Annotated in this window: 14 protein-coding genes; 5 read left to right on the forward strand and 9 right to left on the reverse strand. The window is 60.7% G+C overall.

Annotated features, from left to right (window positions below; genetic code table 11):
* Window positions 1-4: 4 nt before the first annotated feature.
* The 5 genes from ACMXYH_RS15645 to ACMXYH_RS15665 form a co-directional block, all read right to left on the reverse strand.
* Complete coding sequence (locus tag ACMXYH_RS15645; RefSeq protein WP_415764043.1) at window positions 5-1,465, reverse strand: SLC13 family permease; 1,461 nt, start codon at window positions 1,463-1,465, stop codon at window positions 5-7.
* Between the two features lie 189 nt (window positions 1,466-1,654).
* A complete protein-coding gene (locus ACMXYH_RS15650) occupies window positions 1,655-2,293 on the reverse strand; it encodes an aldolase (RefSeq protein WP_415764044.1) in 639 nt (212 codons plus the stop codon).
* Window positions 2,290-3,582: a 3-oxo-tetronate kinase gene (gene otnK, locus ACMXYH_RS15655; protein ID WP_415764045.1), complete on the reverse strand. Its 1,293-nt coding sequence runs from the start codon at window positions 3,580-3,582 to the stop codon at window positions 2,290-2,292. The genes ACMXYH_RS15650 and otnK overlap by 4 nt, the downstream gene beginning before the upstream one ends.
* A gap of 27 nt (window positions 3,583-3,609) precedes the next feature.
* Window positions 3,610-4,515, reverse strand: coding sequence for an L-threonate dehydrogenase (gene ltnD, locus ACMXYH_RS15660; protein ID WP_415764046.1), 906 nt, complete (start codon window positions 4,513-4,515; stop codon window positions 3,610-3,612).
* The gene (locus tag ACMXYH_RS15665; protein ID WP_166793860.1) at window positions 4,508-4,675 is read right to left on the reverse strand and encodes a hypothetical protein; all 168 of its coding nucleotides are present in this window, start codon (window positions 4,673-4,675) and stop codon (window positions 4,508-4,510) included. Before ACMXYH_RS15665 ends, ltnD begins: the two co-directional genes overlap by 8 nt.
* Before the next feature lie 241 nt (window positions 4,676-4,916).
* Between ACMXYH_RS15665 and ACMXYH_RS15670 the strand changes: the two genes are divergently transcribed.
* Window positions 4,917-5,564, forward strand: a complete 648-nt coding sequence (locus ACMXYH_RS15670) for an MliC family protein (protein ID WP_415764047.1) — start codon at window positions 4,917-4,919, stop codon at window positions 5,562-5,564.
* A gap of 261 nt (window positions 5,565-5,825) precedes the next feature.
* On the opposite strand, the gene ACMXYH_RS15675 is transcribed toward ACMXYH_RS15670, so the two are convergent.
* From ACMXYH_RS15675 to ACMXYH_RS15690, 4 genes are all read right to left on the reverse strand, one after another.
* Window positions 5,826-7,010, reverse strand: coding sequence for a patatin-like phospholipase family protein (locus tag ACMXYH_RS15675; RefSeq protein WP_415764048.1), 1,185 nt, complete (start codon window positions 7,008-7,010; stop codon window positions 5,826-5,828).
* An 88-nt stretch (window positions 7,011-7,098) separates the two neighbouring features.
* Window positions 7,099-8,199 carry an AI-2E family transporter gene (locus ACMXYH_RS15680; RefSeq protein ID WP_415764049.1) on the reverse strand — a complete coding sequence of 367 codons (1,101 nt, stop codon included), beginning with the start codon at window positions 8,197-8,199 and terminating at the stop codon, window positions 7,099-7,101.
* Between the two features lie 78 nt (window positions 8,200-8,277).
* Complete coding sequence (locus tag ACMXYH_RS15685) at window positions 8,278-8,913, reverse strand: response regulator transcription factor (protein ID WP_046055223.1); 636 nt, start codon at window positions 8,911-8,913, stop codon at window positions 8,278-8,280.
* A gap of 4 nt (window positions 8,914-8,917) precedes the next feature.
* Entirely contained in the window at window positions 8,918-11,197 is a 2,280-nt protein-coding gene (locus tag ACMXYH_RS15690; RefSeq protein ID WP_415764050.1) for a PAS domain-containing sensor histidine kinase, read from the reverse strand.
* A gap of 230 nt (window positions 11,198-11,427) precedes the next feature.
* On the opposite strand from ACMXYH_RS15690, the gene ACMXYH_RS15695 reads away from it, so the two are divergent.
* The 4 genes from ACMXYH_RS15695 to ACMXYH_RS15710 all read left to right on the forward strand — a co-directional run bounded on the left by ACMXYH_RS15695 (window position 11,428) and on the right by ACMXYH_RS15710 (window position 17,026).
* Window positions 11,428-13,050, forward strand: coding sequence for an acyl-CoA synthetase (locus tag ACMXYH_RS15695; protein ID WP_283180327.1), 1,623 nt, complete (start codon window positions 11,428-11,430; stop codon window positions 13,048-13,050).
* 142 nt (window positions 13,051-13,192) lie between these two features.
* Window positions 13,193-13,519 carry a DUF485 domain-containing protein gene (locus ACMXYH_RS15700; protein WP_008146418.1) on the forward strand — a complete coding sequence of 109 codons (327 nt, stop codon included), beginning with the start codon at window positions 13,193-13,195 and terminating at the stop codon, window positions 13,517-13,519.
* Window positions 13,519-15,189 (forward strand): cation acetate symporter, encoded by a 1,671-nt coding sequence (locus tag ACMXYH_RS15705; protein WP_129444145.1) that lies wholly within the window; start codon window positions 13,519-13,521, stop codon window positions 15,187-15,189. Before ACMXYH_RS15700 ends, ACMXYH_RS15705 begins: the two co-directional genes overlap by 1 nt.
* Window positions 15,190-15,253: 64 nt before the next feature.
* Window positions 15,254-17,026: an acyl-CoA dehydrogenase C-terminal domain-containing protein gene (locus ACMXYH_RS15710; protein WP_415764051.1), complete on the forward strand. Its 1,773-nt coding sequence runs from the start codon at window positions 15,254-15,256 to the stop codon at window positions 17,024-17,026.
* Window positions 17,027-17,121 lie beyond the last annotated feature (95 nt).

The raw sequence follows: 17,121 nt of genomic DNA on the forward strand, positions 1-17,121 counted from the left end.
AGAGTTAGACAAATGGCCAGATCAGCAGGGTAATACAGAAACCCAAGGTGCCGAGCAACGTGGTCAACACCGTCCAGGTGCGCAAGCCGTCGGCCACGTTCAGCCCGGACAGCTTGGTGAAGATCCAGTAACCGGCGTCATTGATATGGGACATGGCCAACCCGCCACCGCCCATGGCCAGGCACAGCAGGGCCATGTGGTTCGGGGTGAGATTGAGGGTCGCAATCAGCGGGCTGATGATGCCGGCAGTGGTCACCAGCGCCACCGTCGTCGAGCCCTGCACCGCGCGCAACAGCAGGGTCAGCAGAAAGCCCAGCGCCAGCACCGGCAGACCGGTGGTGCGCAGCATATCGGAGACCACGGCGCCGATTCCGGTATCCACCAGCACCTTGCCAAACACCCCGCCGGCACCGGCAATCAGGATCACCATGGCCACACCGGGCAAGGCCGAACCGATCACGTCGGACACCTGAGTGCGGCTCCAGCCCCGACGCGAACCCAGCAACCAGGCACACAGCAACGTGTCGATCAGCAGCGCCACCAGCGGCGCGCCGAGCACGGTCATGATGCCGCGCAGGGTCGATTCGGCAGGCAGCAACGAGGTGGACAGCGTTCCCAGCAGAATCAGAATGATGGGCAGCAGGATCAGGCTGACGATCAGGCCAAACCCTGGTGGGGGTGCCGGCGGCAACTTGGAAACGATGCTGCTGGTGGACTCTTCCAGGCCCATGTGCGACACGGCCACAGCCGCTCGCTCAGCGCTCTTGTCGTTGCCATTGGACCAGGCGGCCAGATCCTCGTTGGTGACATGCGGGCCATAGACCTCGGCACGAATATCGTCGGTCATCGGGTACACCCGACGGGTCATGCGCCCGGCCACGCGGTAGCCGACATAGCAAAGGAACGCGGTGAGCGGCAGACCGAACATCAGCACGCGACCCAGGTCCGCGCCCAACTGACTGGCAGCGGCCACGGCGCCCGGGTGTGGCGGCAGAAAGGCGTGTACGGTCAACAAGGCCGCGCACATCGGCAGTGCGAAGACCAACAGCGGCTTACGCGCACTGCGCGCAATGCCATAGGCCAGCGGCATCAGGATGATCACGCCGACTTCGAAGAACACCGGCACCCCGACCATGAAACCGGCAATCGTCAGCGCCAGCGGTGTGCGCCGGTTGCCGAAACGAGTAATCAGGGTCTTGGCCAGCGCCTCGGCACCGCCGGAGAGTTCGATGATCCGCCCGATCATCGCGCCCAAGGCAATGATGATCGCGATATGGCCCAGGGTCTTGCCCATGCCGCCTTCGATGGTCGCCACCAGATCGGCCGGTTTCACGCCGGCCACCAGCGCCACCAGAATGCTCACCAGCATCAACGCTACGAAGGGTTGGAACTTGTACTTGAGCACCAGGAACAACAACAGCGCGATGCCCACCCCTGCGGTAATCATCAGGACTAACGGGCTCATTTCAGAACCCCTCCACGCCGGGTAAACGAAACGGTTCTAGCACTGAATCTGAAAATGCCGCAGTGAAGGTGAGTCATGCTTGGATTTCCTGTTGTTATTGTTTTTTCAGGCAAGCCGGGTCCGTCGAGAGTCGCTGCGCGTCTCATGTACAGGGCCTGCTGTATCGATTTGTCGTGTTAAGCCAGCGCTTTACCAGGACGCTCCGAAAGTCTCTCGCAACTCGTCCAAAGCCGCCTGGTCGAGAGGTTCCGGTTTGGGATGGCTCATCAGCCAGAGCCGTGCAGTTTCCTCAAGCTCCTCCAGGGCGTAACTGGCCCTGGACACCGAACTTTCCCAGACCACCGGGCCAAGCCGTTCAAGCATCACGCCGCGAACACTATTGGCCAGCTGCGCGACTTGCTCGGCAACCTTCGGCGACCCGGGTCGCTGGTAGCCAATCAACGGGATATGCCCGACTTTCATGACCTGATACGGCGTCAGCGGCGGCAGGATGTCGTCTGCCTGCCAGACACCGGCCAGCGTCAACGCCACCAGATGAGTGGAATGGGTATGCACCACGCCGCCGACATTCGGGTTGCGGTCGTAGACCTGGCGATGCAGCGCCAGAGTCTTTGAAGGCCTGTCACCGGACACCCATTCGCCGGCCAGATTGACCTTGGCGATGGTCGCCGGATCGAGGCGCCCGAGGCAGACATCGGTCGGTGTGATCAACCAACCGTCATCCAGGCGCGCACTGATATTGCCGGCGCTGCCGACGGTATAACCGCGCTGGTAAAGGCTGCGGCCAACCTCGCAGATTTCTTCGCGCAGGGCGTTTTCGTTACTCACTGAGCACCTCCCGCGAGTTGGCTCAAGGCTTTGCTGAAGAAGTCGCGGCCACCGAAGTTGCCCGATTTGAGTGCCAGCGCCAAAGGTTCGTCAGTATTGCTAACGGTCGCCGGCACACCCGGATCGATCTGCGCGCCGATCTGCAGCAGCTGTACGCCCAACGCCTGAACCACAGCGCCCGAGGTTTCTCCGCCGGCGATCACGAAACGGCGCACGCCGCTCTGGCGCAGACCTTGGGCAATTTCGCCAAAGGCGTTTTCTACCAGACTGCCAGCCTGCTCGACACCCAGTTGCTGTTGCACCGACTTGACCTCATCCGGTGAGCTGGTGGCGTAGATCAATACGGTTTGTTCGTTATCACGGGCGAAGGTCAAGGCTTGCGCCACCACCGGTTCACCCGCGGCCAAGGCCAACGGATCAATCCGCAAGGCCGGCCGCCCGGCTTCGAGCCAGGCCGCCACTTGTCCATTGGTCGCGATCGAAGCACTGCCGGCCAACACCACTTCCCCGCCGAACACCGCCGGGAGCTTTGAGGCATCGAGGTCGCGCAGCTTGCCAGCGCGACGGAAATTTTCCGGCAACCCCAGGGCCAGCCCCGAACCACCCGTCAACAACGGCAGATCGGCGCAGGCGGTACCGAGGGTGTACAGATCGCTGTCCGACAAGGCATCAGCGATGGCCATGCCGACACCTTGAACCCTCAGCTCTGCGATTCGCGCACGCACCTGCTCAGCGCCGCGGGCAATGGTGTCGTAACGCAACAGGCCGACATTCAGGCCAGTCTGCGATTGCAGGACCCGAACCAGGTTGGCATCGGTCATCGGCGTCAGCGGGTGATGCTGCATGCCCGACTCGCTGAGCAGTTGATCCTGCACAAACAAGTGGCCGCGAAAGATTGTCCGGCCATTCTCCGGGAACGCCGGACAGGCCAGAGTGAAGTCGCTGTCCAGTGCGGCCAGCAGCGCTTCGCTGACCTGGCCGATATTGCCGGCCGCGGTGGAGTCGAACGTCGAGCAATATTTGAAGAAGATCTGCTCGCAGCCTTGTTCGCGCAGCCAGGCCAGCGCTGCGAGGGACTGTTCGACCGCTTCGGCGACAGGAATGGTGCGCGACTTCAGGGCAATGACGATCGCATCGGCGTCAAGCCCGGCAGCAACGTCTGCGCTCGGGATTCCGATGCTTTGCACGGTACGCATTCCGCCGCGCACCAGCATGTTGGCAAGGTCCGTGGCACCGGTGAAATCGTCGGCGATGCAGCCCAGCAGCGGGCGTGCGGTGGAGGTAGTCATGGGGTGTTCCTCAAACGGGCTCGGGCTTCAAACGGACTGGGGCTTGGCAGTCGGCAATTCGATGCCCGGGAAAATCTTGATCACCGCCGAGTCGTCCTCACGGCCGAAGCCGGCACTGGACGCCTGCATGAACATCTGGTGAGCGGTGGCCGACAGCGGCAGCGGGAATTTGCTGGCTCGGGCGGTATCGAGTACCAGGCCCAGGTCCTTGACGAAAATATCCACCGCGGACAACGGCGTGTAGTCAGCCTTGAGAATGTGCGGCACGCGGTTTTCGAACATCCAGGAATTACCGGCGCTATGGGTGATCACCTCATACAGCGCATCGGCATCGACCCCTTCGCGCAGGCCCAGCGCCATGGCTTCGGCAGAGGCGGCAATATGCACCCCGGCGAGCAGCTGATTGATGATTTTGACCTTCGACCCCAGGCCATGAACGTCACCCAGGCGATAAACCTTGCCGGCCATGCCCGCCAGAATTGACTCAGCCTTGGTATAGGCGTCGGCCGGCCCCGAGGTCATCATGGTCATCTCGCCAGCGGCAGCCTTGGCGGCGCCACCGGAAATCGGTGCATCCAGATACAGCAGGCCCAGCGCAGCCAGGCGCTGGCCCAGATCCACCGCGTAAGTCGGGGCTACGGTGGCGCAGCCGATCACCAGACTGCCCGGCCGCAGTGCGGCCACGGCACCACCCTCACCAAACAATACGGTTTCGGTCTGCTCGGCGTTGACCACCACGGTCACTATCACGTCGCATCCAGCGGCCATGTGCGACGGCGAAGAGCAAGCCACACCGCCCTCCCCGGCAAACTGTTCAGTCACTGCAGCCCGCACATCACAGGCATGCACATTGAAACCGCTGCGCAACAACGAGCGAGCAATGCCCAGGCCCATCGCGCCCAGACCGACAACACCGACATTCTTGTTATTCATGGGGTACTCCAGAGGAAAGCAGCGACTGCTTGCGCGCCTGCCAGGCGCAGACATTGGCCGCGTTGTAGAGAGGGCTGCGGTAGACAGGATCAGCGCCGAGCGGATAAACCCGCTGAGGGGCGCTGTCATTCAGCACATGAGTCGGGATCTCGTCGAACATCAAGGCAATCCTGTTTTTGTCGTGTTATCAGGTTGTCATACCGGCTGCTGGAGATCATCTACCAATGATCAGATTATGTGAAGTATTTTTTCTAAATAACATTTTTTAACATCGCCAGAAGTGGCAAGTTTCGAGCACTGACTTACACTGCGATACACCCAATGCGAACGAATGAATGTCCAACAGATCGATAGGTTCCATGGCAATCCGGGGATCGCGTAATGATCTGGGTGAAGCCAACATGAAAACGGTCACGACCCTTTTCACCTGTCTGCTCGCTGCCAGCGTTTGCGCGGCGATGAGCACCTGCGCAAATGCTGCGTCGTTCAAGACCAGTTTCGATTGCGCCACGGCAAGGGCATCCGTCGAAAAGCTTATCTGTCGCGATTCGCAACTGGCACAGATGGATATCGAATTGACGCGTCTTTATCGCCTGGCGCTCACGGATGAACGTTCAGTACCGCGCCCAGACAAAGTCTTGATCGACCAGCAGTTCTGGATCGACTCCCGTAATCAGTGTGCGTCCACGCCTGAGCCCAAGGCGTGCACGATCCGAAGTTATGCCGAGCGCGCGCACCAGCTACGCCAAGGCTCGGCCATTGTGAGAACCAAGGATCCAGACACGCTCACCGAAGGTCCCCTGGCTTTTCGTTGTACAGGGTTTAACGCACTGATTGCCGCCACCTTCTTTAACACGCAGCCAGGTGTCGTGTACCTGAAATGGGCGAACACCTCGATCACCCTGAGCCAGGTGCCGAGTGATTCGGGAACCCAATACACTGGCAAGGATTCCCAGGGGAGCTACCGCTTCTGGCAAGACGGCAACGGGGTGATTTTCCAGAAGCCAGGCTCAGGGGCAATGAGTTGTACGGCCGAGCCGGTCAGCTGATTTCTCTGGGGCAAGTGCGGAAAATCAAGCGCCGCTATTCCAATATTTCAGCCGCGACACTTTTGTAGCAGCTGCCGAGCCCGCGAGGCTGCGTTCGGCTGCGAAGCAGTCGTGAGTCCGGCTGACGCGGTATGCCTGATGTACTGCAATGACTGATTTTACGACTGCTACGCAGCCGAACGCAGCCTCGCAAGCTCGGCAGCTGCTACAGATCGCGTTACGGCTTAACTGACTGGCATTAGGCAGAACGCCGGCCCTCTCTCACGTACTCGGCGATTTATGCCACGGATACCCTTTCGCGCTGAGTTGAAAGGCGTAGTCGAACAAGCGCTTCATGTACTCGCCATCAAATCTATGATTGCGAGAAATATCAAAATCGGAGCCGATGTACGCCAGATTGAAGTCCGCGCCATCCTGCTGTGCAATTCGGTAAATTCGGTCCAGATCGCTGATCCCCTGAGTCTGGATCAATGCGCTGATGGCGCGACCGCCGATGCTCAAGGTGCGGCGCTTGGTTCCGGACCACTGCAACTCCAGTTTGCCGTTGCGAATGACATAGAAATGCCGTTCATCACGCAAACGCGCCCCGGACACGCGGTTCAGCGCCATCACGGTGCCGGGTGGGTAAAGGAACACTTGAGTAAGGACGCCTCCGTCCACGTGCATTTCCTGAAACTGTTGACCGTCAACCTCCACATCGATCATGACGGGTGAGACGGCGCCGGGAATACTCATCGACGCGATCATGATGTTGCGAAACAGGTCGAGCGCGCCCGGTGCCTGGCTGGAGGCAATAGCGCCCATGTTCCAGGTGACCGGGCGTCCAGAATCAAGGTCGGTGGTGCCGATCATCAGAAGACGCCCTTTGGCGTATTGCGACGCGATCGCCGCAAGAACCTCGGCAGTGATGTGCTGTGCAATCAGCCGCGACAGTGGCTTGCTGTGCGCCATACCATCGCTGGCAAGACGGGTCAGCATATTGCGCGGATGGAAAATGTCTTTTGGACCGACTGCATTGCAGATACCCAGAATGACACCGTCGTACTGGGGCCCCAGGTAGGCAAACGGGGCGACCAGGGCGCCAGCGCTAATGCCGGTGACGACTTTGAACACGGGACGAGACCCATGCAGGGTCCATCCCGCAATGATGCCCCCCGCGAATGTGCCGGCATCGCCGCCCCCCGAAACGGCCAACATGCTTGCCAGCGGCAGGGTGTCACTGGGCATCCCTGCGCTGGCGAGCGCCTCAGCCTCTCGAAGGTTGGCTTGACTCACATCCCGAATGAACGGGGTCAGATCCTGGTCCAGCCAGTAGCGAGCATCTGGAATGTCAGGGATGAGCGCTTTTTCCGTTAACGTTGGCGGCACCGCATCTCGGCGTTGCAGGCACGCTTGACGCAACATGTTCAGCGTTGAGGCGCTAGGCCCGAGCAGGAATGTTTTCAAAACGCCTCCTCCGGCCCCTGCAAGATCCCGTCTGCCAATGTCAGGGCGAGTGTCTGAACACCTTTTATGCTAGCGCAAGCCCGGGCCGTCATAACGTCCGCGGGACGTCCGGTCTGTTCTGCGGCTGATCCTCCACCCATTGCCAGAACAACTGATAGCCGACCGCAAGCACCACCGGGCCGATGAACAGCCCGAGGATACCGCTGGTGACCATGCCGCCCAGGGCACCGATCAACACTACCGGCATCGGCACATCGACACCGCGCCCCAACAGCAATGGCTTGAGCACGTTATCCACCAGGCCGGCAACGAACACATAGATGGCGAAGACGATGGTCGCCGTGCTGGCCCCTTCGGTGGCGAACACAAAGGCAATCACGGGCAGCGTAATCAGCGTCGCCGGTAATTGCATGATGCCGAGCAGCAGCACCGCCAAGGCGAGCAGACCGGCGCCGGGGACACCCTTGATCACGAATCCGATGCCCACCAGCAGCATCTGGATGAAGGCGATGCCGACCACCCCCAGCGCGACCGCACGGATCGTTGCGGTACACAGTTCGGCGATTTTCGGCCCCTTGGCCGGATCGCTGACGCGTGAAGCGATCTGTACCGCACTGCGCCTGCCGCTCTCGCCATAGGCCATGAAAATGCCGGCGATGATCAATGCAAAGATAAAGGTGAGGAACCCCATGCCGACGCCGGCCAGTTTGCCCAGGAAGCTCACGCTGAAATGTTTTATCTGCGGCAGGTACTTCGCCGCCAGGTCGGGAAGATCGGTTGAGGCCTGCAGCCATAAAGCAGAAACAGACTTGCCCACTAACGGCCAGTCAGCGACTGAATCGGCGGGTGGCGGAATATGGAAGTTGCCGTCCCTCACGGTGGTCATGGCATGCGCGACCGAATCGGCAATCGAGGTGACCAACAGATAGATCGGCACCATGAGCACAACGATAGCGATCAGCACAATCAGCGCCGCAATACGGCCGTCTTTCTGACCCAACGGCCCTTTGAGCCGCACTTGCAGTGGATAAAGGGTGATCGCCAGGATCAGCGACCACAGCATGAGGTCGCGGAACGGGCTGAAGATCTCAAAGCAGAACAGCACCAGTACGGCAATCAGCCCGGCACGGATCAAAACATCGAGCAGACTGCGTGTGAACGCCTTCTCGGAGCTGGAGGTGGGCACCATTGCTGCCTCCTTGCAGATCGCTGCAGAGGGATGAGATGGGTTAGCCCAGCATAGTCGCTCATTAGAAAACGCGAGCAATCACCGTAGCTTCAGCGGATCGACCAGTTCAGCGGCGATGGCCATGCCCACCAGGTCCGGCAAGGTATTGGCCTGCATGCGTTTCATCACCCGCGAGCGATACAGGTCGACGGTTTTTGCGCTCACGCCCAGTTGCTCAGCGATCTCACGGGTGGTGTAACCCTGCACCAGCGGCAGCAAGACATCGCGCTCCCGTGGGGTCAGTGTCAGCAAACGTGCCTGCAAGGCTTCATGACCCTGATTGCCCGAGCGGTTTGCTGCGCAGTTACTGAGCGCCTGTTGCACGCTGTCCAGCAGCAATTGCTCGTTATAGGGCTTCTCGATGAAGTCATGGGCGCCTGCCTTGAAGGCGCGAACCACGATCGGCACATCCGCGTGCCCGCTGACGAAAATGATCGGCAAGTTCAGCTCACGTGTGCGCATTTCTTCCTGCACGTTCAAACCGCCCATGCCGGGCATGCGAACATCGAGCAGCACGCAGGCATCGAGCGTGGCATCACAAGCACTGAGAAACTCCACGCCACTGGTAAACGGCAAGGCCTTGAGCCCTACCGATTCCAATAACCAGACCGTTGAGTCGAGCATGCCTTGATCGTCGTCGACCACATACACCACGTGCTCCGTCACACCTGCCATTACGTTATTCCTGTTGTTGTTGTTTTGTTGGGCCGGCCAGCGGCAAGCGGCAGCACATCAGCAGCCCGACAGCTTGGCGTCGGGCCTGCAATTCGCCACCGAAACCTTCGATGATGCTGCGGCTCATGGACAAACCAAGCCCCAGGCCATCGGCCTTGCTGGTATAGAACGGGGTAAATATCTGCTCCAGTTCGGGCTCGCTGACGCCCGGTCCCTGGTCTTGCACACTGATTTCCACGGTGGCACCACCGCCCTGCCCCGCAGCCATCACGATCAGGGAAGGTTGCCCCGGATGTTGTTCGCGGTTGGCATCGATGGCATTGCGCAACAGATTGAGCAGCACCTGCTCCAGCAGCACCCGGTCGGCATAAATCGGCGGCAGATTATCCGGCAGGCGATCCTCGATTGTCACTTGGCAATTGCTCGCTTCCCAGGCACACAAGCGCACGGCCTCGCGGGCGACATCGGTGAAATTCAGGGCCTGCATCCGGCGTTGTCCCTTGCGTAGAAACGCCCGTAAACGTCTGATCACTTCTGAAGCATGCGTGGCGTGATGGGTAATGCGCTCCAGCCCCTGCGCCATTCGGGCGGCGGCTTGGGGATTGGAATCCAGCGTCTGTAAATAGCGCTGGCTGGCATTGGCATAATTGACCACCGCCGCCAGCGGCTGGTTGATTTCGTGAGCGATGCCCGAGGCCAATTCACCCAGGGTGACCAACCGCGCGGTGTGCGCCAGTTCGTCCTGATGGCGGCGCTGTTGCACTTCACGCAGTTCACGCTCGGTCATGTCCCGCGCCACCAAGGAGTAATAGCGCTCGCCGCCGGCCGAACGGTGCGCCAGCAACACCAGCGATACCGGCACTGAAGTGCCGCCACCCGGTGGCTGCAATCGCGCATCGGTGCTCCAGACACCGTCGCGTTCGGCGCTGCTCCAGCCATCACGCTGCAGACGTGCCAGGTCAGCGCTGGCGAACAATTGCGCCAGGGCCGGCATCGGTTGCTGCTCGTCGATCCCGAGGATGCGCCGAGCAGCAGGATTGAGATAAGTGACCTGCCCCTCGGAGTCGATGAACAACACCGGATCGGTGTTGGCCTCGACCACCTCCGCCAGACGCCGCTTGTTCTCCTCGGCTTGCACCCGAGCGGTAATGTCCCGGGACACGCTGACCACTTCAACCACCGTCCCGGTGTAGGTTTCACGAATCGCCCGGCTTGCGGTTTCGAACCACAGGTAATGCCCGTCGCGATGACGAATGCGATAGGTCATCGTGTGATAACCGTCCTGCTCCAGAGCATCCCGCGCGCGCTGCACCAGGCTGGCCAGGTCTTGACCATGGAACAAGCCTTGGGCCATTTGCCCGCGCAACTCCTCCGGCCAGTAGCCAAGCAATGTCCAGGATGCGGGCGATGCATCCAGAAAGCGCCCGTCCGGTGTGTGTCGGGAAATCAGGTCAGTGGTGTTCTCGATGATCAGCCTGTACAGCCGCCGTGCCGTGGCGGCTTCACGCTCGGCCAGCACTTGTGCCGTGGCATCGCGGCAACGGGCGAGCACGCGGTTGTCCTGGGGATCGGGGATAAACGTCCAGATCAGGATCTGCGCTTCGAATTGGGCTTCGACCCCGTCGATGGCGCGTTGCTGGTCGAGGCAGGCACGGACCAGCACCCGGTGATTGACCGGCAAAAAGCCCAGCACATCGGTCAGCGGCTTTTCGGCGAGCAGCGCCAACAGCGCGGCATTGAATTCCAGCGGTCGGCCCTGGGCATCGAGCAACAGACTCGGTTGCGGATCGTGGCCCAACAGCGGCGAGCCCCGCAACATGCCGTTGACGCTGCTCAGCAACGTCGTCAGCAAGTCCTGCACCCAACCCAGCCAATCAAGACTCACGCCCTCGCACACTTCCACCAGCAACAAACCCGGCTGCCCAGGCGTCAAGGCCAGATCAAACACCTGGCCATGGCTGATAGCCGCCCGGCGCAGTCGGCCGGCCAGCCAGCAATCGAGTTGACGTACTTGAGCCAGGTCCAGCCGTCCCGCCTCGACCAGCCGATCAAACAGCCGCTGATCGCTGGCCAGCGAAGGGTCGCCCAGCCCCGGTGGAAAATGCTGGGCGGCGCCCTCGTGGCTGTAAATCCGCGCATTGGGTTGCCAACTCAGATAAACCGCCCGGCGCACCTCGGGGCAATCCTGCAGCGCACGGCACAACGCATCGGCCCGGGCGGCCAGAGACACACCCTCGCGCTGCAGGCGCAACCAGCTGTGCAATCGAACGGGGGTCAGGGTCATCACAGGTCCGCTTCGTTGGGGAAGCCAAGGATATACCGGCCTTGGCGGTGTGGCTGTATTGATTTAGACCTGCCAGAATAAAATATAGTACATACCCTATATGACGTAGGTTGTACTTCCATATCAATAGCTGAATGTTATATAAAGCAAGCCGGACATAAAAGATGCCCTCAGCGGCGACGCTGCAAGGTCATCTATAGAGCTAACAATCAGCCACCGAGTACCCGTACATGTCGATTTATGAACAAGGGCTAGGCCCTGCGGCTGTCAATCATATTGCCTTGTCTCCGCTCAGCTTCATCGAGCGCACCGCCAGCGTTTACCCCAACTACCCCGCCGTCATCCATGGTTCTATTCGCCGCACCTGGGCGCAGACCTACACCCGCTGCCGCCGTCTGGCTTCGGCGCTGGCCGGTCGCGGCATCGGCAAGAACGACACGGTGGCGGTAATGCTGCCCAACATTCCCGAGATGCTTGAAGTGCACTTCGGCGTGCCGATGATTGGCGCGGTGCTCAACCCGCTCAACGTGCGTCTGGATGCCGAAGCCATTGCCTTCATGCTGCAGCATGGCGAAGCCAAAGTGCTGATTACCGACCGCGAGTTCCATGATGTGATTCACGCGGCGATCGGCATGCTCGATCACCCGCCACTGGTCATCGACGTTAATGATCCGGAGTACGGCGAAGGTCAGGCGGTCAGCGATCTGGACTACGAAGCGCTATTGGCCGAAGGCGATCCAGCCTTCGCCTGGCAGTGGCCGGCGAACGAATGGCAAGCCATCTCGCTGAATTACACCTCAGGCACCACCGGCAACCCCAAAGGCGTGGTTTACCACCATCGCGGTGCTTATCTGAACTCGTTGGGCAACCAGATGACCTGGGCCATGGGCAACCACCCGGTGTACCTCTGGACCCTGCCGATGTTCCATTGCAACGGTTGGTGCTACCCGTGGATCATCACTGCCATGGCCGGTGTGCATGTGTTCCTGCGCCGTGTCGATCCACAAAAAATCCTCACGCTGATCCGCGAGCATCAGGTCACCCATCTGTGCGCCGCGCCGATCGTGCTCAATGCCTTGGTCAACATGCCGGAATCGGCTAAGGCGGCGATCGATCACCCGGTCAACGCGATGGTCGCCGGTGCCGCGCCACCGGCCAAAGTGATCGGTGCCGTGGAAGAAATGGGCATCAAGGTCACCCACGTGTATGGCCTGACCGAAACCTATGGCCCGGTGACGCTCTGCGCCTGGCATGCCGAATGGGATGAGTTGCCGCTGGACGAACGGGCGCAAATCAAATCCCGTCAGGGCGTGCGCTACCCGACGCTCGAAGGCGTGATGGTCGGCGATTCGAAGACGCTGGAGCCGACCCCGCGAGATGGCCAGACCATCGGTGAGATCTTCATGCGCGGCAACACCGTGATGAAGGGCTACCTGAAGAACCCGACCGCCACGGCCGAAGCGTTCGAAGGCGGCTGGTTCCACACCGGCGACCTGGCGGTGTGTCATCCGAACGGTTACGTCGAGATCAAGGACCGACTCAAGGACATCATCATTTCCGGCGGCGAGAACATTTCCACCATCGAACTGGAAGGTGTGCTCTATCGCCATCCAGCCGTCATGGAAGCGGCCGTCGTCGCCCGCCCTGATGAGAAGTGGGGCGAAACGCCCTGCGCTTTTATCACGTTGAAGGCTGATCACCAGGACGTTCGCGAGGCCGACATCATCAGTTTCTGCCGCGAACACCTGGCCGGTTTCAAAGTCCCGCGCACGGTGGTTTTCACCCTGCTGCCGAAGACTTCAACCGGCAAGATCCAGAAGTACGTTCTGCGCGACAGGGCCAAAGCGCTCTAACCGAATCCACGTTGTACCCGTCAAGCGGCCGGTGTTTTTACCGGCCGCTTCGGGCTCGTGCAGGCCGGATTCGGCTCTGCTCTGCTCTGCCCTGCCCTTAAATGCCATAAGCATCGATAACAACAACAAGATGGAGCCACCCATGATCGACATCCATTCAACCGATACCCAACGCTGTGAACGCATTCGGTCCAATCCGAAATTCCTTCAATTGGTGAGCAGCCGTTCGCGCCTGGCCTGGTCACTCAGTGCTGCGGTGCTGGGTACTTACTACGCGTTCATGCTGGTGGTGGCGTTTGCCCCGCAGTGGCTGCATGCGCCGCTCGCCGAGCATCGGATGTTGACCCTGGGCATGCCGGTTGGCGCAGCGATCATCATATTTTCCTGGCTACTGACCGGTTGGTACGTCTACAGCGCCAACACGCGTTTCGATGCACTGGGCGCCGCTATTCTCGAGGAGAGCAAGTAATGAACCTGCTCCGTAAACTTCTCCTCGCCGCTGCCGGGCTCTTGCCGGCCTCCGTTGTGCTGGCTGCACCCGCGCTGGGTGCGGTGGAAAAACAACCGCTCAACCTGCATGCGATCGGCATGTTCTTCGTCTTCGTGCTGGGCACGCTGGCCATCACCTGGTGGGCCGCGCGGCAAACCAAATCCACGTCGGACTTCTATACCGCGGGCGGTGGGATCACCGGGTTCCAGAACGGTCTGGCGATTGCCGGCGACTACATGTCCGCCGCCACGCTGCTGGGGTTGTCCAGCCTGGTGTTCGCCAAAGGTTACGACGGCTTCATCTATACCATCGGCTTCTTCGTCGGCTGGCCGATCATCACCTTCCTGATGGCCGAGCGTCTGCGCAACCTGGGGCGCTACACCTTTGCCGACATCGTGTCCTATCGACTGGACCAGAACAAAGTGCGGATCTTCGCTGCGTTTGGTTCGTTGACGGTGGTGTGCTGCTACCTGATCGTGCAGATGGTCGGTGCCGGTCAGTTGATCAAATTGCTGTTCGGCCTCGACTACCCGGTAGCCGTGGTGATCGTCGGCGCATTGATGTTGGTGTACGTGATCTTCGGCGGCATGATCGCCACCACCTGGGTGCAGATCATCAAGGCTGTGTTGCTGCTTGCCGGCGGCACGACTCTGGCGTTCATGGCCATGTCGCAATTCGGTTTCAGCTACGAAACCCTGGCCACCAAAGCCGTCGAAGCCCATGCCAGCGGCTGGAACATCATGGGCCCCGGTTCAATGCTCGCCGACCCGATCAACACCGCTTCGATGTCGCTGGGCCTGGTGTTCGGGATTGCCGGTCTGCCGCACATTCTGATGCGTTTCTTCACCGTGCCTAACGCCAAGGAAGCTCGCAAATCGGTGTTCTACGCCACCGGTTTCATCGGTTTCTTCTTCCTTGTCGTCTGCACCCTGGGCTTTGCCGCGATGGTGATCATCGGCACCGACCCGCAGTACTACGTTAATGGTGAAGTCGGCGGCGCCTTGATTGGCGGCGGCAACATGGTCGCCATGCACCTGGCCAAAGCGGTCGGTGGCAACCTGTTCTTCGGTTTCCTCTCGGCCGTGGCCTTCGCCACCATTCTGGCGGTGGTCTCCGGGCTGGCCCTGGCCGGTGCCTCGGCGATATCCCACGATCTCTACGCCACGGTGTTCAAGAAGGGCAAAGCCAGCCAGAAACAGGAAATGCGCGTGACCCGCATGGCCACCGTGGGCCTGGGCATCATCGCGATTTTGCTGGGCATTCTGTTCGAGAAGATGAACGTCGCGTTCCTGGTGGGCCTGACCTTCGGCATCGCCGCATCGACCAACTTCCCGGTGCTGATCATGGCCATGTACTGGAAAGGCTTGACCACCAAAGGCGCGATCATCGGCGGTTTCGCCGGCCTGATCTGCGCGCTGGTGCTGGTGATCCTCTCGCCAGCCGTCTGGGTCACTGTGCTCGGCCATGCTCACGCGATCTTCCCGTACGACCACCCGGCGCTGTTCTCCATGCCGCTGGCGTTCTTCGTGATCGTCGTGGTGTCGAAACTCGACCGCAGCGTGCGGGCCGACAAAGAGCGTGACGCTTACGCCGACCAGTTCGTTCGCGCCCAGACCGGCCTCGGTGCCGCCAGCGCTTCCAGCCATTGATAGAAAGGGCACGGCCTGCTAAAGCGGCGCCGTGCCCATCGCACAACCTTTTGAGGTTCACGTTATGCCCGAATTCAACGCCCCGCTGCGCGACATGCGCTTTGTGCTGCATGAAGTGTTCGACGCCCCGGCCCTGTGGGCACGCCTGCCAGCCCTGGCTGACAGTGTCGATGCCGCCACCGCTGACGCCATTCTTGAGGAGGCGGCCAAAGTCACCTCGCACCTGATTGCGCCATTGAATCGCAGCGGCGACGAGGAAGGCGCCCAGTGGGTCGATGGCCAGGTCAGCACGCCGATCGGTTTCAAACAGGCTTACGCCACCTACATCGAAGGCGGCTGGGTGGGTCTTTCCGGTAACGCCGATTTCGGTGGAATGGGCATGCCGAAGATGCTGGCCGTGCAGTTCGAAGAAATGCTCTACGGCGCCAACTCAAGCTTTGCCTTGTATTCGGCGTTGAGTTCCGGTGCCTGCCTGGCGCTGGATGCCCACGCCAGCGACACCCTGAAAAGCCTCTACCTGCCGCCGATGTACGAAGGCCGCTGGGCCGGTTCCATGTGCCTGACCGAGGCCCACGCCGGCACCGATCTGGGGATTATCCGCACCCGCGCCGAACCTCAGGCCGATGGCAGCTTCAACATTACCGGCAGCAAGATCTTCATCACCGGTGGTGATCAGGACCTGACCGAAAACATTGTCCATCTGGTGTTGGCCAAACTGCCGGACGCACCGGCGGGGCCGAAAGGCATCTCACTGTTCGTAGTGCCCAAAGTACTGGTCAATGCCGACGGTTCCCTCGGCGATGCCAACGCCGTGAGTTGCGGATCGATCGAACACAAAATGGGCATCAAGGCCTCGGCCACCTGCGTGATGAACTTCGACGGCGCCAGCGGCTGGCTGGTCGGCGAGGCCAACAAAGGCCTGGCGGCGATGTTCACCATGATGAATTACGAACGCCTGTCCATCGGCATTCAAGGCATTGGCTGCGCCGAAGCGTCCTATCAGAGCGCCGTCACCTATGCACGCGAACGTGTGCAGAGCCGCGCGCCGACCGGTGCCATTGCCCCGGACAAAGTGGCTGACCCGATCATCGTCCACCCCGATGTGCGCCGCATGCTGCTCAGCATGAAAGCCCTGACCGAGGTCGGCCGTGCGTTTGCCAGCTATGTCGGGCAGCAACTGGACCTGGCGAAGTTTTCCGATGACGCCAAGGAGCGCGACAGCGCGCAAACCCTGGTCGCGCTGCTGACGCCGGTGGCTAAGGCATTCTTCACCGACACCGGCCTGGAAAGCTGCATCAACGGCCAGCAAGTGTTCGGCGGCCATGGCTATATCCGTGAATGGGGCCAGGAACAATTGGTCCGTGACGTGCGCATCGCGCAGATCTACGAAGGCACCAACGGCATTCAGGCCCTGGACCTGCTCGGTCGCAAAGTGTTGGCCGATAACGGCGTCGCGCTGCGCCAGTTCACCGGCGAGATCCGTCATTTCGCCCATCAGCCTGACGCGCCCTACTCCGCTCAACTGTTCGATGCCGTACAGCGCCTGGAAGACCTGAGCGACTGGCTACAGGATCAGGCCACGACCAACCGCAACGAAATCGGCGCCGCGTCGGTGGAGTATTTGCACCTGTTCGGCTACGTCGCCTACGCCTGGCTTTGGGCGCGCATGGCTCAGGTTGCCAAGCAAAAGCTGCACGAAGACGAAGGGTTTTATGGCGCGAAAATCGCCACCGCCGACTTCTATATCCACCGCCTGCTGCCGCGCATTTTGAGTCTGGAGCAATCCATCCGCGCGGGCAGTGCTTCCTTGTTTGGCCTGAGCGCCGAACAGTTCTAACGATTGAACCGCACGCGGCGCCACGCTCCTATCTTTTCGGCGTTCGCGTTTTTTTATCGATAAGCCCCCGCCCACCTGGCGAGGGCCGCTGGACC

It is taken from the genome of Pseudomonas frigoris (assembly GCF_047758635.1).
Lineage (GTDB): Bacteria > Pseudomonadota > Gammaproteobacteria > Pseudomonadales > Pseudomonadaceae > Aquipseudomonas > Aquipseudomonas frigoris.